This is a genomic window from Sphaerisporangium sp. NPDC049457, from assembly GCF_055586705.1.
Window position 1 is genome coordinate 106,497 of record NZ_JBVJHR010000006.1, and the last position, 24,720, is coordinate 131,216.

At 72.0% G+C, this 24,720-nt stretch carries 21 protein-coding genes; 7 read left to right on the plus strand and 14 right to left on the minus strand.

The genetic code is table 11. The annotated features are described in order from the left end of the window. Nucleotides 1-45: 45 nt before the first annotated feature. From ACZ6QO_RS11480 to ACZ6QO_RS11495, 4 genes are read right to left on the minus strand one after another with little or no spacing between them, the layout of a single operon-like run. Complete coding sequence (locus ACZ6QO_RS11480) at nucleotides 46-1,194, minus strand: thiolase domain-containing protein (RefSeq protein WP_465849863.1); 1,149 nt, start codon at nucleotides 1,192-1,194, stop codon at nucleotides 46-48. A gap of 2 nt (nucleotides 1,195-1,196) precedes the next feature. Further along, a complete protein-coding gene (locus ACZ6QO_RS11485) occupies nucleotides 1,197-2,228 on the minus strand; it encodes a lipid-transfer protein (RefSeq protein WP_465849865.1) in 1,032 nt (343 codons plus the stop codon). Between the two features lie 12 nt (nucleotides 2,229-2,240). After that, nucleotides 2,241-3,158 (minus strand): Zn-ribbon domain-containing OB-fold protein, encoded by a 918-nt coding sequence (locus tag ACZ6QO_RS11490; RefSeq protein WP_465849866.1) that lies wholly within the window; start codon nucleotides 3,156-3,158, stop codon nucleotides 2,241-2,243. Continuing rightward, entirely contained in the window at nucleotides 3,148-4,692 is a 1,545-nt protein-coding gene (locus ACZ6QO_RS11495; protein WP_465849868.1) for an acyl-CoA synthetase, read from the minus strand. Before ACZ6QO_RS11495 ends, ACZ6QO_RS11490 begins: the two co-directional genes overlap by 11 nt. 194 nt (nucleotides 4,693-4,886) lie before the next feature. On the opposite strand from ACZ6QO_RS11495, the gene ACZ6QO_RS11500 reads away from it, so the two are divergent. Next, nucleotides 4,887-5,702, plus strand: a complete 816-nt coding sequence (locus ACZ6QO_RS11500; protein WP_465849870.1) for a crotonase/enoyl-CoA hydratase family protein — start codon at nucleotides 4,887-4,889, stop codon at nucleotides 5,700-5,702. Between the two features lie 57 nt (nucleotides 5,703-5,759). On the opposite strand, the gene ACZ6QO_RS11505 is transcribed toward ACZ6QO_RS11500, so the two are convergent. Further along, entirely contained in the window at nucleotides 5,760-6,401 is a 642-nt protein-coding gene (locus ACZ6QO_RS11505; protein WP_465849871.1) for a PadR family transcriptional regulator, read from the minus strand. A gap of 69 nt (nucleotides 6,402-6,470) precedes the next feature. Here ACZ6QO_RS11505 and ACZ6QO_RS11510 point away from each other — a divergent pair, with 69 nt between their 5' ends. Together ACZ6QO_RS11510 and ACZ6QO_RS11515 are read left to right on the plus strand one after the other, a co-directional pair. Continuing rightward, complete coding sequence (locus ACZ6QO_RS11510; protein WP_465849873.1) at nucleotides 6,471-7,172, plus strand: ABC transporter ATP-binding protein; 702 nt, start codon at nucleotides 6,471-6,473, stop codon at nucleotides 7,170-7,172. Beyond that, entirely contained in the window at nucleotides 7,169-9,940 is a 2,772-nt protein-coding gene (locus tag ACZ6QO_RS11515; protein WP_465849875.1) for an FtsX-like permease family protein, read from the plus strand. Before ACZ6QO_RS11510 ends, ACZ6QO_RS11515 begins: the two co-directional genes overlap by 4 nt. 25 nt (nucleotides 9,941-9,965) lie before the next feature. On the opposite strand, the gene ACZ6QO_RS11520 is transcribed toward ACZ6QO_RS11515, so the two are convergent. From ACZ6QO_RS11520 to pgfA, 3 genes are all read right to left on the minus strand, one after another. Further along, nucleotides 9,966-11,132, minus strand: a complete 1,167-nt coding sequence (locus ACZ6QO_RS11520) for a damage-control phosphatase ARMT1 family protein (protein ID WP_465849876.1) — start codon at nucleotides 11,130-11,132, stop codon at nucleotides 9,966-9,968. Between the two features lie 122 nt (nucleotides 11,133-11,254). Continuing rightward, on the minus strand, nucleotides 11,255-12,370 hold the full coding sequence (locus ACZ6QO_RS11525; protein ID WP_465849878.1) for an NAD(P)H-dependent flavin oxidoreductase: 1,116 nt from the start codon (nucleotides 12,368-12,370) through the stop codon (nucleotides 11,255-11,257). A gap of 252 nt (nucleotides 12,371-12,622) precedes the next feature. After that, nucleotides 12,623-13,555, minus strand: a complete 933-nt coding sequence (pgfA, locus tag ACZ6QO_RS11530; protein WP_465849879.1) for a cell envelope lipid trafficking protein PgfA — start codon at nucleotides 13,553-13,555, stop codon at nucleotides 12,623-12,625. 402 nt (nucleotides 13,556-13,957) lie between these two features. On the opposite strand from pgfA, the gene ACZ6QO_RS11535 reads away from it, so the two are divergent. Next, nucleotides 13,958-14,917 (plus strand): LysR family transcriptional regulator, encoded by a 960-nt coding sequence (locus tag ACZ6QO_RS11535; RefSeq protein WP_465849881.1) that lies wholly within the window; start codon nucleotides 13,958-13,960, stop codon nucleotides 14,915-14,917. A gap of 105 nt (nucleotides 14,918-15,022) precedes the next feature. Then, entirely contained in the window at nucleotides 15,023-16,177 is a 1,155-nt protein-coding gene (locus ACZ6QO_RS11540) for a S1 family peptidase (protein ID WP_465849883.1), read from the plus strand. Between the two features lie 64 nt (nucleotides 16,178-16,241). On the opposite strand, the gene fabG is transcribed toward ACZ6QO_RS11540, so the two are convergent. Continuing rightward, complete coding sequence (gene fabG / locus ACZ6QO_RS11545; RefSeq protein WP_465850153.1) at nucleotides 16,242-16,982, minus strand: 3-oxoacyl-ACP reductase FabG; 741 nt, start codon at nucleotides 16,980-16,982, stop codon at nucleotides 16,242-16,244. Between the two features lie 178 nt (nucleotides 16,983-17,160). On the opposite strand from fabG, the gene ACZ6QO_RS11550 reads away from it, so the two are divergent. Further along, on the plus strand, nucleotides 17,161-17,388 hold the full coding sequence (locus ACZ6QO_RS11550) for a hypothetical protein (RefSeq protein ID WP_465849885.1): 228 nt from the start codon (nucleotides 17,161-17,163) through the stop codon (nucleotides 17,386-17,388). 194 nt (nucleotides 17,389-17,582) lie between these two features. On the opposite strand, the gene ACZ6QO_RS11555 is transcribed toward ACZ6QO_RS11550, so the two are convergent. Then, complete coding sequence (locus tag ACZ6QO_RS11555; protein WP_465849887.1) at nucleotides 17,583-18,314, minus strand: SDR family NAD(P)-dependent oxidoreductase; 732 nt, start codon at nucleotides 18,312-18,314, stop codon at nucleotides 17,583-17,585. Between the two features lie 165 nt (nucleotides 18,315-18,479). On the opposite strand from ACZ6QO_RS11555, the gene ACZ6QO_RS11560 reads away from it, so the two are divergent. Continuing rightward, entirely contained in the window at nucleotides 18,480-19,343 is an 864-nt protein-coding gene (locus tag ACZ6QO_RS11560; protein ID WP_465849889.1) for a helix-turn-helix domain-containing protein, read from the plus strand. A 63-nt stretch (nucleotides 19,344-19,406) separates the two neighbouring features. Here the strand turns inward: ACZ6QO_RS11560 and ACZ6QO_RS11565 are convergent, their stop codons facing one another. The 4 genes from ACZ6QO_RS11565 to ACZ6QO_RS11580 are packed head-to-tail and all read right to left on the minus strand — an operon-like array spanning nucleotide 19,407 to nucleotide 24,720. After that, on the minus strand, nucleotides 19,407-21,566 hold the full coding sequence (locus tag ACZ6QO_RS11565) for an alpha-galactosidase (RefSeq protein WP_465849891.1): 2,160 nt from the start codon (nucleotides 21,564-21,566) through the stop codon (nucleotides 19,407-19,409). Between the two features lie 13 nt (nucleotides 21,567-21,579). Then, entirely contained in the window at nucleotides 21,580-22,473 is an 894-nt protein-coding gene (locus ACZ6QO_RS11570) for a carbohydrate ABC transporter permease (protein WP_465849892.1), read from the minus strand. Nucleotides 22,474-22,522: 49 nt separating this feature from the next. Continuing rightward, nucleotides 22,523-23,452 carry a carbohydrate ABC transporter permease gene (locus ACZ6QO_RS11575; protein WP_465849894.1) on the minus strand — a complete coding sequence of 310 codons (930 nt, stop codon included), beginning with the start codon at nucleotides 23,450-23,452 and terminating at the stop codon, nucleotides 22,523-22,525. After that, complete coding sequence (locus ACZ6QO_RS11580; protein WP_465849896.1) at nucleotides 23,449-24,720, minus strand: ABC transporter substrate-binding protein; 1,272 nt, start codon at nucleotides 24,718-24,720, stop codon at nucleotides 23,449-23,451. The genes ACZ6QO_RS11575 and ACZ6QO_RS11580 overlap by 4 nt, the downstream gene beginning before the upstream one ends.

Genomic DNA, 24,720 nt, shown 5'->3' on the forward strand with positions numbered 1-24,720 from the left:
CCAAGGCGGGCCGCACGCCTCATCCTCCGGCATCCGGAGCGGCTCTCACGGCTTGTCGCTCCCGACGATCCACATGGCGAAGAACTGTGCGCCGCCCCCGTAGGCGTGCCCGAGCGCGCGCCGGGCCCCGTCGACCTGGTGCTCCCCCGCCTGGCCCCTCACCTGGAGGGCGGCCTCGGCGAAGCGGATGAGCCCGGACGCGCCGATGGGGTTGGAGCTGAGCACGCCGCCGGAGGCGTTCCACGGGATGTCGCCGGACAGCGCCGTGGCCCCGGACTCGGTGAGCTTCCAGCCCTCCCCTTCACCCGCGAAACCGAGGTTCTCCAGCCACATCGGTTCGTACCAGGAGAACGGGACGTACACCTCGGCGACGTCGATCTCGCGCCGCGGGTCGGTGATGCCGGCCTGGCGGTAGACGTCGGCCGCGCAGTCCTTGCCGCCCTGCGGGCTCACCGTGTCGCGGCCGGCGCGGAAGATCGGTTCCGAGCGCATGGCGCCGCCGTGGATCCACGCGGGGGTGCCGGTCACCTTGTCCTCGGCCGCGAGCACCATGGCGCAGGCCCCGTCGGAGGAGGGGCAGGTCTCCAGGTAGCGGATCGGCTCCCACAGCATCGGCGTCGACTCGACCATCTCGCGGTCGATGCCGGGGATCCGCAGGTGCGCGTACGGGTTCTTCAGCGCGTTCAGCCGGTCCTTGACGGCGACGAGCACGCCGATGTGGCCGGGCGCGCCGGAGCGGCGCATGTACTCGCGGATGTGCGGCGCGAAGTACCCTCCGGCGCCGACGACCAGGGACGCGGTGAACGGCAGGTGGGTGGACAGCGCCCAGGTGGCGTTGGACTCCGACTGCTTCTCGAAGGCGACGACGAGGACGCGGTCGTGGACGCCGCCCTGGACGAGCGACGCCCCGACCAGCGCGGTCGAGCCGCCGACACTGCCCGCGGTGTGCACGCGGGTCACCGGCTTGCCCGCGGCGCCGAGCGCGTCGGCGAGGTACGCCTCCGGCATCATGACGCCCTCGAACAGGTCGGGGGCCTTGCCGATGACGACGGCGTCGATGTCCTTGAACGTCAGCCCGGCGTCCTCCAGGGCGCGCAGCGCGGCCTCGCGGACCAGGCCGGCGATGGAGACGTCGCGGCGCTTGGTCTGGTACTTGGTCTGCCCGACGCCGATGACGGCGCAGCGGTTCGCCATGGTCAGGCCTCCAGGACGGTGATGAGGTTCTGCTGGAGGCACGGCCCTGAGGCGGCGTGGGCGACGGCGCGCCTCGCGGTGCCGTCCATGACGCGCCGGGCGGCCTCGCCGATGCGGATGAGCCCGGTGGCCATGACGGGGTTGGCGGCGAGCGGGCCGCCGGAGGGGTTGACCACCGTGTCCGGCGGCAGTCCGAGCGCCTCCCGCAGGATGACCTCCTCATGGCTGAACTGGGTGTGCAGCTCGGCCACCTCGACCGGGCCCTTGCCGACGCCGGCGGCGCGCGCCGCGTCGGCGGCGGAGGCCGATCTGGCCAGGTCGCGCATGCCCAGGTAGTGCGGTTCGGCGCGGTGGGCGATGCCGGTGATCCACGCGGGACGCTCGGCCAGCTCCCTGGCCAGGTCGCCGGCGGCCAGGACGACGGCCGCGGCGCCGTCGGTGATGGGGGCGACGTCCACCGGGTTCAGCGGGTGCACTCCCTGTTCCTCGTCGGTCAGTCCCACGCCGGGGTCGGGCAGGTCGAGCGCGTACGGGTTGGCCCGACCGTCGGCGCGGCTGCGCCGCACGATCTCGCGGAGCTCGCGCGCCGAGGCGCCGACGGCGCTCGCCTGCAGGGCCGCGACGGAGACCTGGTCGAGTCCGAGCGGCGCCAGGTAGTACGGGTCGAGCTGGAGCGTCATGATCTCGCGCAGGTCTCCCTGGGAGGTCTTGCCGTAGCCGTAGACCAGCGCGGAGTCCACGTCGCCGTGCTGCAGCCGCACCCACGCCTCGTACAGCGCCCAGGCGGCGTCCATCTCGACGTGGCTCTCGGAGATCGGCGGCCAGGCGCCGATGGCGTCCAGGGCGGAGACGAACGAGAACGGCGCCCCGGCCAGGTAGTCGCAGCTGCCCGAGCAGGTGAACCCGAACCGCGTCAGGCCGGACGTCCGCTTGACCTCCTGGATGATCGGCGCGATCAGCTCCGGCTCGTTCAGGCCTTCGTCGTGACCGGTGTGCTTCGTCTGGGCGAACGCGATGACCGCCACCTCACGCACGCGGACCTCCCCTCACAGCCGCACGTCCGGTTCGCCCGTGGGGGCGAACCACCTGATGTTGCTCATCGACAGGGTGCGTTCCCCGGGGGGCACCCAGACCGCCTTGACCCGCATGCCCTGGCGCACCTGGTGGGCGGGGACGTCGCCCATCAGCGCGATCATGGGGACGTCGGCGCCGTCGAGCAGGATGTAGGCCGACACGAACGGCACCTGCGGGGCGCGGGGGTCGGGCAGGTTGTTGATGGCGAAGGTGGTGACGGTGCCGGTGTCGGGCAGCACGACCTCCTCGGCGATGGTGGAGCCGCACGCGGGGCAGGTGGTGCGGTACGGCACGTAGACCTTGTCGCAGCTCGCGCACCGTCCGGCGATGAAGACCCCGTCGCGGACGCCTTCGAGGAAGCGGGTCAGCGAACGGCCCGGCTGGACGCGGTACTCGGTGCGGACCTGCGCGGTCATCGTGGTGACCTCGGGCACGAAGCAGGCGATGTCGGTGATGTGGCCGGTGCGCTCGCCGTCCGGTCTGAACCGGGGCCGGACGCGCATCCCGGGCCGCATCGCCTTGACCGTGCCGGCGTCGACGGCGTGCACCAGGGAGGTGTCGGCGCCGTCCAGCTCGACCAGCGCCCAGGCGAACGGGCGGTCGAGCGGGTGCCCTTTGCGCGGGGTGCCCACCCAGGCCCAGGTGCGCACGGTGCCCGCCGGGCCGACCTGGACGTACTCCTCGGTCACCGGGTCGCCGGTCGCCGGGTCGTACTCGAGGGGCGGCACCAGGACGCGGCCGTCGGCGGTGCGGACCCCGACGATGCGCCCGTCGCGCAGCTCGGTGAGGAAGCGGCCGATCACCGGGCCGGTGGTGCGGGTGTAGCCGCCGGGGAACTCCAGCACGTGCTCGGCGACGAGCGGCTCGGCGGCTGGCCCTTCAGATGGCACGGTCGTGGCCCTCCCAGTACGGGTCTCGGAGCTTGCGTTTGAGCAGCTTTCCGTTCGGCTCGCGCGGCATCTCGGCGATGAAGTCGACGCTCCGCGGCCACTTCATCCTGGCCAGCCGGCCTTCCAGCGAGCGGAGGATCTCCTCGGCCAGCTCGGGGCCCGGCGTGACGCCGGCGGCCGGCTCGACGACGGCCTTGATCTGCTCGCCCCACTCCTCGTCGGGGATGCCGAAGACGGCGACGTCGGCGACCTTGGGGTGGACGATCATCTCGTTCTCGATCTCGGCCGGGTAGATGTTGGTCCCGGCCGAGATGATCATGTCGGCCTTGCGGTCGCAGAGGTACAGAAAGCCCTCCTCGTCCAGGTAGCCGATGTCGCCGACGGTGAAGTGGTCCTGGAGCCGGTTGGCCTCGGTCTTCAGCGGGTCGCCCTTGTACTCGAACCGCATCCCGGCCATCTTCATGTAGATGGTGCCCGGCGTGCCCGTCGGGACGGGCCGCAGGTCGTCGTCCACGATCAGCAGCTCGCTGATCGGCCAGGCGGTGCCGACCGTGCCCGGGTGCTTCTTCCAGGCCTCCGGGGTGGCGATGGTGCCGCCGCCTTCGGTGGCGGCGTAGTACTCGTAGACGCAGTCGCCCCACCATTCGAGCATGGCCCACTTCACCGGCACCGGGCACGGCGCGGCGGCGTGGATCATCCACTTCAGCGAGGACAGGTCGTACCTGTGCCTGACCTCGTCGGGAAGGGAGAGCAGCCGTTTGAAGTGCGTGGGCACCATGTGCGAGTTGGTGACGCGGTGCTTCTCGCAGAGCCGCAGCATCTCCTCGCCGTCCCACTTGTCCATGTAGACGAGCGTGTGCCCCATGTGCAGGGCCGTGCCGCCGAACTGCGTGACCGCGGTGTGGTAGTTCGGCGAGGTCACCAGGTGCGCGTTGGGCCTTCCCGGCGTCATGCCGAACAGCGAGAGCAGGAACGTCATCAGCTCGGCCGCGTCGTCGGGGTCGAGCCCGCTGAGCGGCCGCCGGACGCCTTTCGGCCTGCCGGTCGTGCCGGAGGTGTAGTGCATGGCCGCGCCCGCGGTACGGTCCGGCGGCGGGGTGTCCGGGTGCCCGGCGGTGAGGTCGGCGACCGTGCGGAACCCGTCGATGGCGCCGAAGCAGAACCGCCGGCCGGGGTCGATGGCCTCGGCGCCCCTGGCCCCCTCCTTCGCGTACCGCTCGTGGACGAAGAACGCCTTGGCCTCGCTGTCGGCGACGATGTAGGCGATCTCGGGTCCGGTGAGGTGCCAGTTGATCGGCGTGTAGTACCAGCCCGCCTGCAGCGCGGCGAGGTAGAGGGTCAGGCCGTCGACGCCGTTCGGCACCAGGGCGCAGACGCCGTCCCCGGCCCGCAGCCCGAGGGCGCGCAGGGCGTGGACCAACCGGTTCGCGCGGGCGAGCAGCTCGCCGGCGGGGTGTTCTGTGCCGTCGGGGTCCACGGCGGCGATCCAGCCGGGATCGGCCTGCGCGAGCCTCCAGAAGCCGAGCGAGCCCATCGGAACTCCTTGTCCGGTTGCGCCGTACCTTCCGGATGCGCCGAAGTGAATCATGTTCTCGGTTTCCCGACAACCCTGGCGTCACGGGAGGTCCACCAACAAGAATCTGTTCTAGTTCGCAGCGGCAGACTAACCCCGGCCGCCCGTGGTGAACAAGCGCTTGATCGGACCCGCGAGCCAGGAAGGTGTCGTCCATGGAGCTCCTGCCCATCAGCACCCCGCACTGCCGGGTCGAGCGGGACGGCCACGTCGTCATCGTCACGATGGACCGGCCCGAGGCCAGGAACGCGCTGTCCACCGACATGCTGGTCGGGCTCGCCGACGCCTGGGCCTACATCTCCGCCGAGCCGGACGTGCGGGTGGGCGTCCTGACCGGCGCGAACGGCACCTTCTGCGCCGGCGCCGACCTCAAGGCCATGGGCTCGCCCTCCGCCGACGCCCGGGTCGCGCGACGCGCGCAGGAGATCCCCGACTTCCACTGGAAGGGCCTGCTGCGCGACAGCGACGCCCTGCCGACCAAGCCGATCGTCTGCGCCGTCGAGGGGTACGCCGTCGCGGGCGGCACCGAGCTGCTCGTCGGCACCGACCTGCGCGTGGTCGCGGAGTCGGCCACCCTCGGCCTGTTCGAGGCCAGGCGCGCGCTGTTCCCGATGGGCGGCAGCGCCATCCGGCTGCCGCGTCAGATCCCCTACGCGTTCGCCATGGACATCCTGCTCACCGGCCGGGCCGTCACCGCCCGGGAGGCGCTGTCGATGGGCCTGGTCAACCGGGTCGTGCCGGACGGCGAGGCGCTGGCGGCGGCGCGCGAGATCGCCGACCAGGTCGCCGCCTGCGGCCCGCTCGCCGTCCAGGCGATCCTGCGCGCCTACCGCGACACGGTCGGCATGCCGGAACCGGAGGCGCTGAAGGTCTCCGACGCCCTCGGCTGGCCGGTCATCGGCTCGCAGGACGCCAAGGAGGGCTCCCGCGCGTTCCGCGAGAAGCGCCCCGCCGTGTACCGCGGCGAGTGAGCCGCCGGCCGCGGGCCGCTCTCGCCGTGCGGACCGCCGCCGGTCACGAGCCGCCGGTCACGAGCCGGTGGCCGCGTCCGACGCGTCGCCGTCCTGCGCCGGGGCGTCGCCGTCCTCCGCCGGGGCGTCGCCGTCCTCCGCCGGGGCGTCGCCGGTCGCCGTCACGGGACGGGCCTGGCCGGCGAGGGGCGCCAGGCGCTGCTCGGCGCCGTCGATCACCTGAAGATCGGCCCTGGTGTGCGCGATGGCCGCGTCCACGAGCAGCGCGACGAGCGGGTCGCCGGCGTTCTCGCGGCGCAGCCGGGTGAGCCCGGCCAGGTCGGACAGGCAGGTCTGCCGCTGGGCCGAGGCGTACGCCGTCAGGGCCGCGGGGCCGAGCCGGGTGGCGGCGAGCAATTTGAGGAACATCTCGTCACGGAAGCCGGACGCGCGCACGTGCGGCGCCGCGACCCAGGCGCGCAGCTCCTCGGCGCCGCCGCCGGTCAGCCGGTAGAGCGTCTTGTCCGGCCGGTCGTTCTGCGCCACGTGGCTGCGGGTCACGTGCCCGTCCCTGACCAGGCGGTCGAGGATCTGGTAGAGGTGGCCGATGTTGAGGCCGCCCCACTGAGGGCCGATCGCCGCCTCGAAGCGGCTCTTGAGCTCGTACCCGTGGCTCGGCCCCTCGGCCAGCAGGGCGAGTACGGCGTGACTCAACGGCATCTTCCCGACCTTCCATAGATTGTCGCAATCTATCGATAATGCCTCCTACATTGTGACAATGTAGGAGGCATGGGAGCAGGAGTCGCGTTACGGGGCGTCAGCCGCATCTACCGGTCGATCACAGCCCTTGATGACGTCAGCGTGGAGTTCGAGCCCGGCGGCGCGGTCGCGCTCATGGGCCAGTCGGGAGCGGGCAAGTCGACCCTGCTCCACCTCGTGGGAGGCATGGATCTGCCCGACGCGGGCGAGGTGGTGATCGACGACCGGCCTCTCCCCCGCAAGAGGCTCGACACGCACCGGCGGCGGGTGGGATTCGTGTTCCAGCGTTTCCACCTGCTTCCGGCGTTCAGCGTGCTGGACAACGTGCTCGCGCCCGTCCTTCCGTATCGCGTGGACTTCGACAGGAAGGCGCGGGCGCGGGAACTGCTCGAAGCGACCGGTCTGGAAGGCCGGGAACGGGCGCTGCCCGCCGAGCTGTCCGGAGGCCAGCAGCAGCGGGTGGCCATCGCCCGCGCGCTCATCGGCCACCCTCCCCTGCTGCTCGCCGACGAGCCGACCGGCAACCTCGACAGCGCCACCGGAGTGGAGATCATGGACCTGCTCGCGGCCCTGCGCCGCCGGTACGGCATGACGATGATCATCGCGACCCACAACCCCGAGGTGGCCGCCTCCTGCGACCGGCTGATCCGGCTCAAGGACGGCCGCGTCGTGAGCGACGAGCGCGTGGCGCCGGCCGATGACGTGCTCGACCGCATCGGACGGCTCGGGTGATCCGGCTCGCCGTCTCCCGGCTGCGGCACCACGCCGGGCGCGCCCTGGTGCTCCTGCTCGGCGTCCTCGTCGCCGCCACCGGCTTCACCGTGCTCACCGGCACGGCCGAGACCCAGCGGCTGCGGATCGTCGGCACGATCAACAAGACCTACCGCGCCCAGTACGACATCCTGGTCCGCCCCAAGGGGTCGGCCACCGAGCTGGAGCGCTCGTCCGGCCTGGTCAGGGCCAACTACCTGTCGGGCATCCACGGCGGCATCACCCAGGCCCAGCTCGAACGCATCAAAGGGCTGAACGGCATCGAGGTCGCCGCCCCCATCGGCATGATCGGCTACATGACCGGATCGGGGTACGTCGACATCCCGGTCGACGACACGCTGGACAAGGGCGAGCGCACCCTGCTGCGCGTCGACCGCACCCGGGTCGCCGACCGCGGGCTCACCCGCATCCCCTACGCCCCGCATTACGCCTACATCACCCGGCGGCCGCTGACCTCCTCGGGAGGGGGCGGCGCGCAGCTGCAGTACATCGGCGAACAGGTGGCGCCGGGCAAGGACGCGGAGGTGGGGAGCTCGTTGTACTGGCAGCGCCTGACACCGCGCTCCGGCCCGTTCCCCTTCGACGGCGGGCCCACCAGCAGCGCCTGGTCCACGGCGAACGGGCGGGGCGACGGCCTGCCCGACCGGCTGGGACGGGGCAGGCCGGGTGAGGCGACGGTCCGGCTGGAGCAGGAGTTCCCCCTGTTGCTCGCGGCGATCGACCCGGAGGCGGAGGCCGAGCTGGCGGGCCTCGACAAGGCGATGGTGAACGGCCACTACCTCGGCTCACCGCAGGACACGCCCCGTGGCGAGATCCCCCTCATCGCGGCCGGCCGCCCCTACGCCGACCAGCAGGACGAGCTCGTCATCAGCAGGCTGCCGGCCAAGGCGGCGCGGCAGGTGGTGTCCGGCCTGCCGGCCAAGGACCTCCGGAGCCGTGTCACCCGGCAGGACGGACCCGTCGTGAAGAAGGTCACCGTCGGGACCGACCGGTTCTACGCCGACATGCTCGACACCTGGCAGCACCCCGTCAGCAACAATTCCATGCAGCAGTACATATCCATGACCCGCTACTGGACGGCCGGCCCCGTCCAGTACGCCAAGGGCGCCGGCGGCGGCCTGGTCCCGGAACGGGTGACCAACGACCGCGAGGTGTGGCGGGACCCCTTCGCCGCGGCGATCGTCCCCGAGCTCGCCGGAGCGGGAATGGCCCCCATCGGATCGGCCGACGCCCAGTTCCGGCGGCTGGACCTGCACGTCATGGGCGGCGACGTGGTGAAGGACAACGCCATGCGCGTCGTCGGCCGGTTCGACCCCGAGAAGCTCCCGGGCTTCTCCGCCCTCTCCTCACTGCCGATGGAGACCTACAACCCGCCGTCGGTCGTCCCCGGCGACAGCCGCGCCGAGGCCCTGCTGCAGGGGCGCAACCTGCTGCCCTCCGACAACCTCGCGGGCTACCTGCAGCCGCCGCCGCTGCTGCTGACCGACCTGGCCAGTCTGCGGAAGATCGCGGGCCTCACCGAGGGCGGGGGGCTGGCGAAGGCACCGCTGAGCGTGGTGCGGGTCCGGGTCGCGGGAGTGACCGGCCCCGACCCGGTGAGCAGGGAGCGCATCAGCCAGGTCGCCCGGGACATCGTGGCCGCCACGGGGCTCGACGTCGACATCACGATGGGGTCCTCGCCGACACCGGTCACCGTGGACCTGCCCGCCGGTTCGTACGGCCGGCCCGCGCTGACCGTCAAGGAGGGCTGGGTCAACAAGGGAGTGGCCTACCGGATCCTCCAGGAGTCCGACCGCAAGTCGCTCGTCCTGTTCGTACTGATCCTGGTGGTGTGCGGGCTTTTCCTGGTGAACGCCGCCTCCGCGGCGGTGCGGACCAGCCGCACCGAGCTGGGCGTGCTCGCCTGCCTCGGCTGGTCGCGCCGCAAGCTCTTCGGGGCCGTGCTGACCGAGACCGGCTGTGTGGGCCTGCTGGGCGGCCTGCTGTCGGCCGCGGCCGCCCTGCCCGTGTCGTCGTGGTTCGGGCTCCAGGTGTCGGCGCCGCGCGTCCTGCTCACCGTGCCGGCGGCGCTGGCGCTGGCCCTGGCGGCGGGGCTCGTCCCCGCGTGGCGCGCGTCGGCCGTCCCCCCGGCCGAGGCCGTCCGCCCGGCCGTGCGGACCGGCCGGCGGGCCCGTTCGCCTCGCGGGGTCACCGGGATGGCCCTGGCCGGCCTGGTCCGTGCCCCCGGCCGGACGCTGCTCGGCGCCGCGACGCTCATGGTGTGCGTGTTCGCGCTGACCGTTCTCCTCGGGGTGACCTACGGCTTCCGCGGCCGGGTGGTCGGCTCGCTCCTCGGTGACGCCATCGTGCTGCAGGCCCGTCCCGCCGACTACGCCGCCATCGTGGTGATGTTCGCGCTCGGCACGCTGGCCGTCGCCGACGTGCTCTACCTCGGCGTGCGCGAGCGGGACGCGGAGCTGGCCGCGCTGCGGGCGACCGGCTGGAAGGGACGCTCGCTCGCCAGGCTGGTCGTCTCGGAGGGCGTGCTCATCGGGCTGTCCGGCGCCGCCGCGGGGGCGGCCGCCGGGCTGGCGGCCACGGCCGCGCTCGCCGGGAGCCTGCCCTGGGCGGTGGTCGCCGGGGGCCTCGGGGCCTGCGTCCTGGCCGTCCTGCTCGCGGTGCTCGCCTCCGCGCTCCCGGCGACGCTGGTGCAGCGCCTGCCTCTGGCGGGAATCCTCGCCCAGGCGTGACCGGACGGGCGGACGGACGGCGGCGTCAGGCGCGGCCCTGGATCGTCGCGTGGGTGCCCGAGGTGCGCCACGAACGCCCCGCGGCGTCCAGCGCGGCCGACGTCCGCCCGTCCACGCCCACGAGCACGTCCGACTTCAGCGTGCGCAGCGCGACGACCGGCCCGGGGAAGTACGAGGTGACCGCCGCGAAGGAGGTGGCCGGCGGCCAGAACCGGTCGCCGACCAGCCTGCGGTAGTTGAGGTCGCCCTTGGTGATCGTGAGGGCGGCCGAGGCGAGGTCGTCACGCAGGTCGTCCGGCATGTCGTGGTACGGCAGCGGAGCGCAGGAGAACGGGTGGGCGCGCAGCGCGAGGCGTCCGGCGCCCATCGCCTGCCAGAGCCGGCCGCCGACCTTGCCCGCCTGGCCTGGCGCGGCGGTCAGCCGCCGCAGGGACGCCACGACGTCGGCGGGCGTGGCGTCGGACACGAAGTAGGGCTGCGGCTTGACGTGCAGGACGACCTCGGCGGCGAGCCCCCGGTCGAGCAGGTGGTCGATCAGCACCAGGTCGGGCAGCAGCTCGCGGCCCGCGTTGTCGGCGAGGAGGCAGACCTTGCCCGGCGCCCGGTCGCGCAGCAGCGACCACAGCAGCGCTCCGTCGTCCACGACGAGCCCGCCGGCCGGTCCGGGCCCGCCGGCCGCGGTGATGGCGTGCGACAGGTCGGCGCGGTTGCCCCACAGCGACCCCAGCAGCACCCCGGTGGCCTGCTCGTCCTCGGGCAACGTGGCGGCGTGGTCGAGCGCGGCCAGCTCGTCGTCCACCGCCGCGCTGTGCAGCTCGGCCTGCTTGGCCGGGCCGAAGGGGTCGACGCCGCGCCACGGGCCGTCCCCGAAGTAGCCGGTGGCCTCCAGCAGCTTGCGGTAGAAGTAGCTCTCGGCCCACAGGAACGGCACGTCCACCCAGCGCCGGCCGATCTTGCCGCGGCCCCACGCCGCCCAGGCCGCGGCGTCGTGGGCGGAGCCGTCGAGCGGCTCCATGACGTCGCGGACGACCTCGTCGAGCAGCGCGTCGAGCGCCCGGAGCCGGTCGGGGGTGTAGGGCAGCGCCTCCCTGACCTGGCGCAGCAGGATCGGATGCCGCTCACGGAAGACGCCCAGAGCGTACGCACCGGGAACGTTGCCCATGATCTCGGGCGCGTCCGTCGCCTCCGGCATCCTCTTCCACTCCTCCGCTCGCCTCCCGCCAAGTAAACCGCACGGCCGCCACCCGCCCGGAAGGCCGGGCGGGTGGAGCGGCACGTGCGGGCCGGGGCGCGCGGGGCGGCCTCGCCCTGGGGTCAGCCGCCCGTGAGGCGCTCCAGGCGCTCCACGGCGTCGACGTACTCCTCGACCAGGTCGAACACCACGTCCTTGGCGGACTTCACCTGGTTCATCGCGCCGATGATCTGCCCGGCGGGGAAGGTGGCCAGCTCGGCGGCGTCGGAGTTGCCGATGCGGCGCAGCGCGCCGGAGATCAGCATGAACTGCAGCGGCATCGGCAGCGTGCCGGGCGACTCCGCGGACTCCCATGCGTCGGTCCACTCGTTCTTGAGCAGCCGCGCGGGCTTGCCCGTCCAGGAGCGGGACCGGACGGTGTCGCGCGAGGTGGCCGCGAGGATCTTCTGCCTGGCCAGTTCGGGGGTGTCGGCCTCCTCGACGGTGAGCCACAGCGAGCCCGTCCAGACGCCCTCGGCGCCGAGCGCGATGCCGGCGGCCATCTGCCGGCCCGACCCGATGCCGCCCGCGGCCAGTACGGGGACGTCCACGGCGTCCACTACCTGGGGGATCAGCACCATCGTGGAGATCTCGCCGGTGTGCCCGCCGGCCTCGGTGCCCTGGGCGACGACCACGTCCACGCCGACCTCGACCTGCTTGATCGCATGGCGCGGGGTGGAGGCGAGGGCGGCGACCTTGACGCCCTTGGCGTGCGCCAGCTCGACGACGTCCCTGGGCGGCGGCCCCAGCGCGTTGGCCAGCAGCGCGATGGGGTGCTTGAGCGCGGTCTCGACCTGGGGACGCGCGGTGGCGTCGGTCCAGCCGAGCAGCACCCGTCCCGCGTCGGCGTCACCGGAGAGCGGCGGGACTCCGTGCTCGGCCAGCAGGTTCTCCACGAACTGCCGGTGACCGTCGGGGATCATCCCCTGGAGCCTGGCCACCAGGTCCTCCGGGGAATCCACGCCGAGGTCGGCTCCGGCGTACGACGCGGGCATGACCACGTCAACGCCGTACGGCTTGCCGTCGACGTGGTCGTCGATCCACTTGAGCTCCATTTCGAGCTCTTCCGGGGTGAAGTAGAGGGCCCCGAGCACACCCATGCCGCCGGCGCGGCTGACCGCGGCGACGACGTCCCGGCAGTGGCTGAAGGCGAAGATCGGCAGCTCGATCCCGAACATGTCGGTGACACGTGTCCGCATGGCTCGAATGTACGACCGGCGCGCCAGAAACTGCAACGCGTTCTAGCAAGGTGTCCGGTTCGACGGCGTCCGCCGCCGTATCCCACCGGCGGCCATGAGCTCAGGGCGCATATGAGAACACGTTCCACCCGGGCGCGGCCGAATCCCCGCCTGGAGATCCGGGCGGGGATTCGGGCGGGGATTCGGGCGGGGATTCGGGCGGGGATTCGGAGGCCGGGGATCAACCCCGGCGGCGGAGAGGCGCCGAGGGGTTCACGCCTCCGCGGGACGGCGCCGCGAGCGGCCGGTCAGCAGCAGGACGGCTCCGGCGACCACGAGCACCACGCCCACGACCAGCGAGACCAGGGGAATGGTGGTCTTGAGCAAGGAGATCTGGCTCTTGGCGTCGATGGCGCTCTGGACCAGCCTGTCGACGGTGGCGGGGGTCATCTTCGCCGTGGCGACCAGGGCCACCGTGCGCTCCACGCCGTCCTGGGTCCGCAGCACCTCGTGCCGCTGCTGCTCCTGCCTGACCGGGGACCCGCTGACCGGCTCCACCCAGTAGGTCACGACGCCGTCGTAGAAGCGGTCGACCTGGACGTCGCCGGCCTGGTCCATGCCGATCGCCGAGGCGGGCGCCGTCAACGTGGCGATCTTGGTCGGCGGGACCTTCTGCTCGAACTTGTAGACCGGAAGGCCGTCGACCATGTCCTCGCCGACGAAGTTCGCGTCGAAGGACTGCTTGGCGGAGGAGTTGAAGACCTTGTAGGTCCTCTTCTCGGTGCCGAACGGGAACAGGTAGATCTGGCCGGCCATCTGGACCGGCTCCTTGTCCACGTTGACGCCGCAGCAGTCGACGCCCTCGCCGGTGTACTTGTTGAAGGCGCTGCGGCGCTGGTTCATCTGGATGTTCGGCTGGGCGTTGGTCACGTCGTTGACGGCGGTGAACTCGTCCCAGACGACGCGGTCGTCCTTGGCCTCGGCCACGTCCCCGCGCGTGGTCACCGTGATGTCGAGGGTGGCGGTGAGCACCTTCACCTTGGCGATGCTGAAGTACTGCGCGTTGTCGGCGCGCAGCTCCGACACCCCGTAGTAGTCGGCCGGCGCCGCGACCAGCTTGCTCGCCGCGTAGAAGCGGATGAGCGGCGCCAGCGTGATGAGGAACGCCCCGAGCGCGATGAGAACGACTCCAGTGATGCGTCGCATCAAAATCCTCCGGGGTAAACCGTCAACGCCGGATACTCGGACCCTTTGTCCAATAGCGCGTGTGTTGTCCGCGATCGTAGTGGCGAGTGTGGCTTCCGTCACTGACTCGCCCGCCAAATTGATAGAAACGTGTTCTACCTGGACGGGAGCGGCCCGGACCACGGCCCGCCATTCCTCCCGCGCCCTCCAGCACCCCCGCGTCGGACGCCCGTCGCGGCGCCCGCCCTGTAAGCATCACGCACTTCTTGACAGACCACCGCGAGGACGGCTCGCTTTTTTCGGCTGACGCTCTATCACGTTCGTGCAGGTCAGCGGAGATATGAGCATGATCCTACAATTCGCTGTCAGATTTAGTGACATATCGGCATTGCAGGCATAACATCTCGGTCGTACCTTCCCGGTATGGACCTTGAGCTCCGTCACCTCAAGATCGTGCGCGCGGTCGCAGAGGCAGGGAGCGTCACCAAGGCGGCGACCCAGCTGGGCTTGGCCCAGCCGTCGCTCACCGCGCAGCTCAAACGGATCGAACGCACACTCGGCGGCGCCCTGTTCGAGCGCGACCGCAACGGCGCCCGCCCCACTCCCCTCGGCGAGCTCGTCCTGACGCGGGCACGCGTGCTGCTGCCCGCCGTGCGGGAACTCCAGGAAGAGGCGGTGCGCTTCGCCAACACCTACGCCGGCATCGCAGGCTTCCGCATCGGCGCGACCCAGGGGCCGATCCTCGGCGGCCTGGTCGAACGCCTCACCGCCGCCCATCCCTCCACGCCCATCAGCACCCGCACCTCATGGTCGGCGCGCGAGCTGACCGCCATGGTCAGCGCCGGACGGCTGGACTACGCCCTCATCGGCACCTGCGGAGAGTCCGCGCCGCCGGCCGCCGAGGCCATGACCTGGGCCGTCGTCGGAACCGACCCGGTGTTCGTGCTCCTGCGCGAGGACCACCCGCTGGCCGGGGAGAAGGAAGTGGAGCTGTCCGGGCTCGCCGCCGAGGGCTGGGCGGTCACGCCGGGGGACGGGTGCTTCTCCGACTGCTTCGCCGGGGCGTGCGCGCGAGCCGGGTTCGTCCCGCGGAACGTGTACGAGACGGACGTGGCCACCTGCCTGCACCTGGTCAAGGCGGGCAAGGCCGCGGCGCTGTGCCAGGCGACGTTCGAGCTGACGGCGGGGCTGGTGATGATGCCCGTCGCCGGCACCCCGCTGCGCTGGAGGCACCTGCTCGGATGGCACTCCGACTCCCTGGCCGCCCGCACCGCTCCCCTGGTCGCCGACCATGCGAGGGACGCCCACGCCGAGGCCGTCCGGCGCAACGACCGCTACACCGACTGGCTCGCCGCCAACCCGCGGTTCGGCGCCATCCCGTGACGCCCGCGCGGTTCCATAACGCGGCGATAGGGGCTAAACGATAGCTCCGCGTCCTGCGTGAGCCCAGTTACGGTGACGGCACCCCCCATACACCGAGGAGAGCCCATGCTCCGCAGACGCACGGTCACCGCCGGATGCGCTCTAGCAATCAGTGTCCTCACCCTCATGGCCGCCCCGGCCGTCGCCGATCGCGCACCGGCCGCCGCGCCCGCCGCTCCCCCGCCCGCTCCCGCCATGATCGACGCGATGACCCGCGACCTCGGCATCAGCAAGGAGCAGGCCGAGTCGCGCCTGCTCAACGAGGCCCGCTTCATGGGCGTGGAGACCTCGGCCGCCGCCAAGCTCGGCGACGGCTATGCCGGCTCCTGGCTCAGCGGGCCCACCTCCGCGACGCTCACCGTCGCCGGCACCGACGCCGCCGCGCTGAGCGGCATCCAGGGCACCGGCGTCCAGGCCAAGGTCGTCGCGCACAGCCTCGCCTCCCTCGACGCCGCCAAGGCCGCGCTGGACAAGGCCGCCGCGCAGGCGCCCAAGTCGACGCCGGTGTGGTTCGTCGACGTCCGCACCAACAGCGTCGTCGTCCAGTCGTCGCAGCCGGCCGAGGCGCAGGCCTTCATCGCCGCCAGCGGCGCCGACGCCTCCATGGTCCGCGTCGAGCAGTCCAGCGAGCAGCCGCAGACCTACTACGACGTCCGCGGCGGCGACGCGTACTACATCAACAACTCGGCGCGCTGCTCCGTCGGCTTCTCCGTGCGCAGGGGCAGCACCAACGGGTTCGTCAGCGCCGGGCACTGCGGCCGCGCCGGCGCCAGCACCGCCGGCTACAACCGCGTCGCGCAGGGCACCTTCCAGGGCTCGGTCTTCCCCGGCAGCGACTACTCGTGGATCGCGGTGAACAGCAACTGGACGCCCAGGCCGTGGGTCAAGGGCAGCGGCGGCGGCAACGTGACCGTCAGCGGCTCCAGCGTGGCCGGCGTCGGCTCGTCCATCTGCCGGTCCGGCTCCACCACCGGCTGGCACTGCGGCACCGTCCTGCAGCGCAACACCAGCGTCACCTACTCGCAGGGCACGATCTACGAGGTCACCCGCACCAACGTCTGCGCCGAGCCCGGCGACTCCGGCGGCTCCTACATCTCCGGCAGCCAGGCCCAGGGCGTGACCTCGGGCGGCTCCGGTAACTGCACCTACGGCGGCACCACGTTCTTCCAGCCGGTCAACGAGATCCTCTCGGCCTACGGTCTCACCCTGGTCACCGGGTAGCAGCCCCCCCACCCGGTCAGCGAGCGCCGCCCTCCCCGGAGGGCGGCGCTCGCCCTGTCCGGGGTCAGCCGCGTGGGCCGCCGGACACGTAGACGACCTGCCCGCTGACGAACCCGGCGTCCTCCCCCGCCAGGAAGGCGACGACGGCCGCGACGTCCTCGGGCCGGCCCGCCCGGCCGACCGGAATCTGCGCCACCCTGGCCGCGCTGAACTCCTCGAACGACTGGCCCACGCGGGCGGCGGTGGCCCGGGTCATGTCGGTGACGATGAAGCCGGGCGCGACCGCGTTGACCGTCACGCCGAACCGGCCGAGCTCGATGGCCAGCGTCTTGGTGAACCCCTGCAGGCCCGCTTTGGCCGCCGCGTAGTTGGCCTGCCCCCTGTTGCCCAGCGCGGAGGTCGACGACACGTTGACGATGCGGCCCCAGCCGCCCTCGACCATGTGCCTCTGCGCCGCCCGGCTCATCAGGAACGAGCCGCGCAGGCTCACGTCGACGACCTGGTCCCAGTCGTCCTCGGTCATCTTGAACAGCAGGTTGTCCCGCGTGACGCCCGCGTTGTTCACCAGGATGGCGGGCGGCCCGAGCTCCGCCGCCGCACGGCGCACGGCCTCGGCGGCCTGCTCGGCGTCCGTGACGTCGGCACCGACCGCGATCGCCCTGCCGCCCGCGCGCTCGATCTCCTCCACCGTCGCGCGCGCGTCCTGCTCCTTGAGGTCCACCACCGCCACCGGCGAACCCTCCGCCGCCAGCCGCCGCGCCACCGCCGCCCCAATGCCCCGCGCCGCCCCCGTGACGACCGCCACCCGCTCCACCGAACTCGTCACCTGTCCTCCTCAACCCAACCCGCAAAATCACCAATAGTAGTCAACCAAACCCGCACGGTTACGCGATGATGACGTCGCGCGTTCCCTCCCTCCGAGTCTCGCCGGATACGTTGACGAGTCGATCCACACGGATGCGCGACTGTATGTGATCGGACTCGTGATCGTCGATCCCCGCTTCACGGCCGACATCCGCAGCCGGTTGGCAGCGCTCGTCCCCGCCGCCCGCCCACCCCACTGGTCGATGGAGGACGAGCCGACGCGGGCCGCACTGATCAAGGAGATCGCCTCTATGCCGATCTCGGCACGGGTGTACGGCTGCCGCTTCGAACGGCCGAAACGCAAGGAAGCCGCACAAGCCCGCTCGCGCGCGACGAAGACCCCTTGAGCCTGGGGCTCGGCAACGTCTTGATGTACGCAGGGTGCGAACCGGCGTGACGCCGGGGACGCGAAAGCCGGGCCACCACCTGCGGAGGTTAACCCGGCTTCACTTCATGACCCCGAGTGGGCCATGCACTACTCATGGTAGTCGCATCGGTGATCCTGTCTAGCGGGCTCCTGGAGGCCGGGCCGCCGTCGTCGTCACGCGGAGTCTTTGACGGCGGTCCAGCCGCCGTCTACTACGAGGGATGTGCCGGTGATGTAGGAGCTTTCGTCGCAGGCGAGGAAGGTGACCGCGGCGGCGACCTCTTCCGGGCGGCCGAAGCGGGCGGCGGCCGTGCCGGCCGCGCTGCGGCGGCGGTCGTCCTCGCCGATGCCGTCCCAGGCTGGGGTGAGGATGGGCCCGGGGAGCACGGTGTTGACCCGCACCTCGGGGCCGTACTCCACGGCCAGCTGGCGGCCGAGCGACACCAGGCCCCCCTTGGCGGCCGCGTAGGCGGGATGCGCGGGCAGGCCCACCAGGGCGTGCACCGATGAGCTCAGCACGACGGCGCCGCCACCTTCGCGCAGCAGGCCGACGCAGGCGCCGGCCGCCAGGTAGGCGGCCTTGAGGTTGACCGCGATCTGCCGGTCCCAGTCGTCCTCGGACAGCTCGTGGGCGGCGGCCCGCACGACCACGGCGGCGTTGCCGTGCAGCACGTCCAGCCGCCCGAACTCGGCCCGCGCCGTCTCGGCGACCCGCCGCCAGGTGGCGGGGTCGGCGACGTCGCCGGTGATCGCCAGCACCCCGGGCCGGTGCGGGCCCTGGTCGGCCACGTCGACCGCGATCACCCGCGCGTCCTCGTCCAGGAAGCGGTCCACGACCGCGGCGCCGATGCCGGACGCCGTGCCGGTCACCACGGCGACCTTCCCCGACAGCAATCCCCGTCCCATGCTCTGTGTCTCCAAGGTCGTTGATGAGCCCGTCCGGCTGGACGGCCTCCCCGATCGGCCGGGCCTTTCGTCATCGTCAGTCAACAGCCGCGGGCGACCGGAGGGGAATGGCGGATGTGACGGCATCACCTGGACGATCCGACGGTCTGACACCATACTGGGCCGATGCCGATCCAGGAGGGGTTCCGCAACCAGCGGCTGACCGTCGTCCCACGCCGCGTCGTCGCGGACGCCCAGGCGCGCCCGGTGACCAGACGCCTGATGGTGACCGACTGCGGCTACTACCCGAACGCCGTCGACCACCTGATGACCCGGCCGAACGGCACCGAGGAGACCATCGTCATCCTGTGCGCGGCCGGCGTCGGGTGGGCGGAGGTCGACGGCGCCCAGCACCGCGTCGGGCCGGGCACCGCCTTGGTGATCCCGCGCGGCGCCCCGCACTCCTACGGCACGTCCAAGGACGCTCCCTGGACGATCTGGTGGTGTCATCTGCGGGGAGGCGATCTCGCGGAGCTCGTGGAGGAGATCGGCGTGAGCGCGTCCAGGCCGGTGGTCCCCATCCGCCGGCTCGACCGGGCGATCGCGCTGCTCGACGAGATCATCGTGATCCTCGAACGCGACCACTCACCGGCGAGCCTGACCGGGGCCGCGGGCACGGCGTGGAAGCTCCTCACGCAGATCGTGCTCGACCGCGCCATGCCCGCGCCCGGCGACCCGCTCCAGCGGGCGATGGCCTACCTCTCGGAGCGGCTGGACGCCAACGTCCGGGTCACCGAGCTCGCCGCGCTGGTCGGCGTCTCACCGTCCCATCTGAGCGCGCTGTTCCGCCGCGCCACCGGCGGCGGGGTGCTCGCCCACCAGACGGCGCTGCGGATGGCGCACGCGCGCAACCTGCTCGACACCACCGACGCGACCGTCGCCAGCATCGCCCGCGAGGTGGGCTACCGCGACCCGTTCTACTTCTCCCGTCACTTCAAGCGGATGCACGAGGCCAGCCCGACGGAGTACCGCAACCGCGCCAAGGGCTGAGCCCGCGCCGCCGCCGCCCGGCCGGCGCAGCGGTCGTCAGGCCGGCGCGATGGCCTGCGCGCGTCATGAGGTCGCCGGGGCGCCGGTCACCCGCAGCAGCACCGACCGGTCGACGTCCAGGGAGGGCGCTTCGACGCCGACGAGCCGCAGCGCCCGCCCTGGCATGGTCACCCCGGCGTGCTGCCACGGCGGCAGCACCGCGCCCGCCGCGGGCGGCTCCCCCGGGTACACCGCCTCGACGGTGTAGAGGCGGTCGTCGTCGAGTCCGGGCAGCCGGACGCGCCCCGGCGGCCAGGTCGACGGCCGTTCGACGACGCTGAACGCGTAGAGCGCCTCGCCGCGGTCGGCCGCGACGACGCCTTCCAGGCGCAGGGCCGCGTCGGCGAGGTCGGCGTGCACGACCTCGCCGGAGTGCAGCAGGGCCCGGTGCTCCTTGTGGAAGGCGACCCACCTGGCGAGCCCCGCGAGGGTCGCCTCGTCGGCGGCGAGCAGGTCGACCTCGACGCCCAGGTGGCCCCACAGCGCCTTCTCGGCCCGGTAGTCGAGCGGATGGGAGCGGTGGGTGGTGTGCGACTCCTTCGCCCCGATGTGCGTCCCCTGCATCTCGGGCGGCACCAGCAGGCCCGTCCAGCGCTGGATCTCCAGCCGCTCGTGCGGGTCGTTGCAGTCGCTCGGCCAGACCCGGTCGGCGAGTTCCAGGACGCCTAGGTCGACGCGGCCGCCGCCGCTGGCGCACGACTCGATCTCCAGGCCGGGGTGGGCGGCCTTGAGGTCGGCCATCAGCCGGTAGGCCTGCTGGACCTGCCTGCGCACCCCTGGCCGGCCGTCGGGGCCGTGCCCGGCGTCGAGCAGGTACCGGTTGTGGTCCCACTTGATGTACGCGATGCCGAGCGATCCCACCAGGGCGCTCATCCGGTCGAAGAGGTAGGCGTACGCTCCTGGATGGCCGAGGTCGAGGACGTGCTGGTGGCGGGAGGGCATGCCGGGGCCGTGCCCGGCGTCGAAGATCCATTCCGGGTGCTCGCGGGCGAGGACGGAGTCGAGGTTGACCATCTCCGGCTCGAACCACAGCCCGAAGTCCATGCCGAGTTCGCGGACGCGGGCGGCGAGCGGCTCCAGGCCGTCCGGCCAGACCGCCGGGTCGACCGTCCAGTCGCCCAGCGCCCTGGTGTCGTCCCGGCGGCCGAGGAACCATCCGTCGTCCAGGACGAACCGCTCGGCGCCCACCTGGGCTCCGCGTTCGGCGAGCGCCGCCAGGGTGTCGAAATCGTGCCGGAAGTAGACCGCCTCCCAGGTGTTGAGCACGACCGGCCGGGGGGAGCGAGGGTGGTGGGCCCGCGAACGCAGGTACCGGTGGAACCGGGCGGCGAGGTCGTCCAGCCCGGTGCCCCACGACCCGTACTGCCACGGGCTCTGGTACGAATCGCCCCGCTCCAGCACCACTTCGCCGGCGAGCAGCAGCTCTCCGGCCGCGAGGTGCCGGGTGCCGGCCGGGGTCCGCTCGGCGGCGAGCACCTGGTTGCCGCTCCACGCCAGATGGGTCGCCCACACCTGACCGGTCCGGAATCCGAACCCTTCCTCGCCGGCGACCAGCAGCATGGTGTGTTCGAGCCCCGGCTTGCCGCCGCGCGAGGCGCGGACCCACTCGCCGACGTGGAACGGGCGGCGCTGCGGCACGCGTTCGAGCGCCCAGCGGCCGGTGAGGTCGAGGATCTCGGAGGCCTCCGGCGGCACGGGGAGCGCCAGTTCGAGGCCGTCGACGCGGTACGGCGTCGCGGCGTCGTTCCGGACCCTGGCCCGCTGCCGGACGAGGCCGCCGGCGGAGAGCACCTGGATCTCGATCTCGGCGGCGAGGCCGTACTCCGGGTCGTGCGCCGTGCTCCGCAGCAGCGGGCCGCCGGCGGCCGCCTCGTCGAGGTGGTGGGTCGCGTCCCGCAGCTTCGGCGCCCAGCGGCGGCCGTCGCCGTCGCCGGTCAGTCCCGGGCGGCCGAGCCAGCCCTCCGCCAGCTGCGGGAGCACCGGCACGGGCTGGGGATAGGTGACCGCGCTGTCGCCGATGGCGGGAAGCGCGGCCCGCAGCAGGTCGGCGAGGACGTCGCCGGTGAGCGGGCCGAGGTCCGGCCCCCAGTGCAGGATGCGCGGGAGCCTGCCGCCGTCGACGGCGACGACCAGGCTGGTGCCCCCCGCGCGCAGGTGGATCGGCGTGTGCCGGCTGTCGTTCACGTGGGTAGTCCTGTCATCCCTTGAGTCCACTGCTCGTGATGCCCGCGAAGAACTGCCGCTGCAGTACGAGGAAGACGATCACGAGCGGTATCGAGCACACGAACGCCCCGGCCATGAGGGTCGGGTAGTCCGTGCCGAACTGTCCTTGCAGCCCCGCCAGGCCCACCGGCAGGGGCCGGTTCTCCCCCGAGGGCGAGACGATGAGCGGCCACAGCAGGTCGTTCCATGAGTACAGGCCGGTCAGCACGGCGAGCGCGGCGAGCATCGGCCGCGCCATGGGGAGCATGACGTGCCAGAACACCTGGAAGGTGTTGGCGCCGTCGAGCCGCGCCGCCTCCTCGAAGTCCTTGGGCATCGTGCGGAACGCCTGCCGCATCAGGAAGGTGCCGAACGCCGAGAACAGCCCGGGAATGGCCAGCGCGGGCAGGGTGTCCAGCAGGTTCAGGCCCCGGACGAGCTCGTACTGGCCGATCAGGAACAGCTGGCTCGGCACCATCAGCATGAGGATGAACAGGCCGAACAGCGGCTCGCGGCCCCGGAACGGGATGCGGGCGAAGGCGTACCCGGCGAGCGAGGCGACCGCCAGCTGGCCGGCGACCCGCAGGACGAGCGAGCCGGCCGAGACCGCGAACATCGACCAGAACGGCACGGTCGAGAAGAACGTCGCGAACGAGCGCAGCCCAAAGGTCTCCGGCAGCACCGTCGGCGGGATGCTGGTCGCCTCGGCGGTCGTCTTGAACATGGTGACGATCTGCCAGGCGAACGGCACCACCATGATCACGGCGGCGACGATGAGGATCGCGTGGACCGGCCAGGTGGCGGCCGCTCCGCCGCGCCGCCTCCTGGGCGGCCCGCCGCGCCGCATCGCCGGCCCGCCGCGCCGCATCGCCGGTCCGCCGCGCGTCATGGCCGGTCCGCCGCGCCGCCGCGGGGCAGGCCGGGAGCGTGCGGCCGTGTCAGCCATAGAACACCCACGATCTCTGGAGGCGGAACTGCAGGGCCGTGGCGATCATGATGACGATCAGCAGCACGACCGCGATCGCCGCGCCGTAGCCCTGGTGGAACTGGACGAACGCCTTCTCGTAGAACAGGTACACGATCGTCTTGGAGTCGGTGAGCGCCGTGTTGTTCACCCCGCGCAGCATGACGAAGATCAGGTCGAACATCTGCAGGGCGGCGATCACGCTGAGGATCGTCACGAAGAAGATGCTCGGCGTGAGCAGCGGCACGGTGATGTGCCGGAACTGCCGGACGCGGCCGGCGCCGTCGAGCGCCGCGGCCTCGTAGACGTCCTTCGGGATGGCCTGCAGCCCGGCGCCCAGGATGATCATGTTGATGCCGAGGCTCATCCAGATGCCGACGGCGCCGAACGCGTAGATCGTGAACCGGGGGTCGGCCACCCAGTACTGCCCGGAGACGCCGAACCACGAAAGCACTGTGTTCAGCAGCCCGAAGTCGCCGTTGTAGATGAACCGCCAGACCATGCCGATGGCGACGGGCAGGGTGACGACCGGCAGGAAGAACAGCACGCGGTAGACCCCGCGTCCCCGGCCGACCTGCTCGATCAGCGCGGCCAGCACGATCGCGAGGGGGATGCCGAGCAGGATGATCCCGGTGTAGAGGGCGGAGTTGCCGAACGCCTTCCAGAACTCCGCGTCGCCGAGCAGGGCCGTGTAGTTGCCGAGCCCTGCGAAGGTGGCGGGGCCGAACGCCGGCACGTCCTGGAAGCTCTTGATCAGAGTGGACAGGAACGGCCACAGGTACAGGGCGGCCAGGCCGATCAGCGCGGGGGCGATGAACGCGGCCGCCCACCAGCCGCCGGGCTCGCCGACGCCCGCGCGGCGACCGGAGGGCCGCCGCGCGGGCTTGGTCGTCGCGGACGTCATTGCTTCGCGAGCACCTGGTCGACCGCGTCCTGGTACTCCTTCGCCGCCGCCTGCACCGGCTTCTCGCCGTTCCACGCGGGAGCCAGGTACTGCGCGGCCAGGCCCTGCCACTCCGAGGCGTTGCCGGCGACCGGCAGCGGGACGCTGTAGTCGATGGCGTCGATGAACACCTGCAGGTGGAACTCGGGCATCGCGTCGAGCCACGGCTTCTGCGTCCCCTTGTAGGCGGGAAGCACCGTCCCGGTCGCCGCCTGGATCTCGGCGGCCCTGGTGCCGCCGAGGAAGGCGAGGAACTTCTTCAGCTCCTCGGGGTGCTTGCTGCCCGCGTACCCGGCGTTGCCGATGCCGCTGGTGACCGTGGCGCGCTTGACGCCCTGCGGCAGCGGCGCGACGTCGATCTTGCCCTTCAGGTCGGGGTTGTTGTGGAAGCGGAAGGCCCAGTACGCGCCGGACAGGTACATGGCGACCTTCTGGTTCTCGAACATCGAGACGGCCTCGGTGTCGGACAGTTGCTTCAGCGTCGGCGACGAGCCCGCCGCCTGCAGGTCGGTCCAGAACTTCAACCCCGCCACCCCGGCCGGGCTCGCGAAGTCGGAGGCGGTGCCCTCGGGGTTCACGATCTGCCCGCCGGCCTGCAGGATCGTGTTGTAGAAGCCGCCCTGCGCGTCGATCGGCGCGGCGATGCCCCACACGCCCTTGGCCTTGTCGGTCAGCTTCTTGGCCGCGTCCTGCACCTGCTGCCAGGTCCAGGTGTCGTCCGGGTGGGCGACCTTCGCGGCGTCGAACAGCGCCTTGTTGTACCAGAGGCCGTTGGTGTCGAAGTCCTTGGGCAGCGCGAAGATCTTGCCCTCGTAGGTGTAGGAGGCCGAGACGGCCTTGGGGTAGACGTTCATGTCGATCCCGGCGGACTTCACCGTGCCGGACAGGTCGGCCAGCTGGCCGCCCTTGGCGTACTCGCGGAAGTGGTCGGCGAGCATCCAGAACGCGTCCGGCGCCGTGCCGCCCGCGGCCCCGACCTGGAGTGTCGACCAGTACTCGGTCCACGGCAGCGTCTGGACCTTGACGGTGATGTTCGGGTTGGCCTTGGTGAACTCCGCGGCGATCTGCTCCATCGCCGGCGACTGGTCCTCGCTCCAGTTGGCGTAGGTGAGCGTGACCTTCTCCGCCGGCGTCGACGCGCCGCCGGACCCGCCTGACCCGCCGGAACAGGCGGTGAGGACCGTCGCCGCCGCGGCCATCGCCGCGGCGGCCATCCACTTGCGTTTCAT

Excerpts from the sequence above, each read along its gene's own strand:
- ACZ6QO_RS11480 (WP_465849863.1), bottom strand. The coding sequence starts at position 1,194 with ATGGCGAACCGCTGCGCCGTCATCGGCGTCGGGCAGACCAAGTACCAG.
- ACZ6QO_RS11495 (WP_465849868.1), bottom strand. The coding sequence starts at position 4,692 with ATGGGCTCGCTCGGCTTCTGGAGGCTCGCGCAGGCCGATCCCGGCTGG.
- ACZ6QO_RS11500 (WP_465849870.1), top strand. The coding sequence starts at position 4,887 with ATGGAGCTCCTGCCCATCAGCACCCCGCACTGCCGGGTCGAGCGGGAC.
- ACZ6QO_RS11505 (WP_465849871.1), bottom strand. The coding sequence starts at position 6,401 with ATGCCGTTGAGTCACGCCGTACTCGCCCTGCTGGCCGAGGGGCCGAGC.
- ACZ6QO_RS11510 (WP_465849873.1), top strand. The coding sequence starts at position 6,471 with ATGGGAGCAGGAGTCGCGTTACGGGGCGTCAGCCGCATCTACCGGTCG.
- ACZ6QO_RS11520 (WP_465849876.1), bottom strand. The coding sequence starts at position 11,132 with ATGCCGGAGGCGACGGACGCGCCCGAGATCATGGGCAACGTTCCCGGT.
- ACZ6QO_RS11525 (WP_465849878.1), bottom strand. The coding sequence starts at position 12,370 with ATGCGGACACGTGTCACCGACATGTTCGGGATCGAGCTGCCGATCTTC.
- pgfA (WP_465849879.1), bottom strand. The coding sequence starts at position 13,555 with ATGCGACGCATCACTGGAGTCGTTCTCATCGCGCTCGGGGCGTTCCTC.
- ACZ6QO_RS11535 (WP_465849881.1), top strand. The coding sequence starts at position 13,958 with ATGGACCTTGAGCTCCGTCACCTCAAGATCGTGCGCGCGGTCGCAGAG.
- ACZ6QO_RS11540 (WP_465849883.1), top strand. The coding sequence starts at position 15,023 with ATGCTCCGCAGACGCACGGTCACCGCCGGATGCGCTCTAGCAATCAGT.
- ACZ6QO_RS11555 (WP_465849887.1), bottom strand. The coding sequence starts at position 18,314 with ATGGGACGGGGATTGCTGTCGGGGAAGGTCGCCGTGGTGACCGGCACG.
- ACZ6QO_RS11560 (WP_465849889.1), top strand. The coding sequence starts at position 18,480 with ATGCCGATCCAGGAGGGGTTCCGCAACCAGCGGCTGACCGTCGTCCCA.
- ACZ6QO_RS11570 (WP_465849892.1), bottom strand. The coding sequence starts at position 22,473 with ATGACGCGCGGCGGACCGGCGATGCGGCGCGGCGGGCCGGCGATGCGG.
- ACZ6QO_RS11575 (WP_465849894.1), bottom strand. The coding sequence starts at position 23,452 with ATGACGTCCGCGACGACCAAGCCCGCGCGGCGGCCCTCCGGTCGCCGC.
- ACZ6QO_RS11580 (WP_465849896.1), bottom strand. The coding sequence starts at position 24,720 with ATGAAACGCAAGTGGATGGCCGCCGCGGCGATGGCCGCGGCGGCGACG.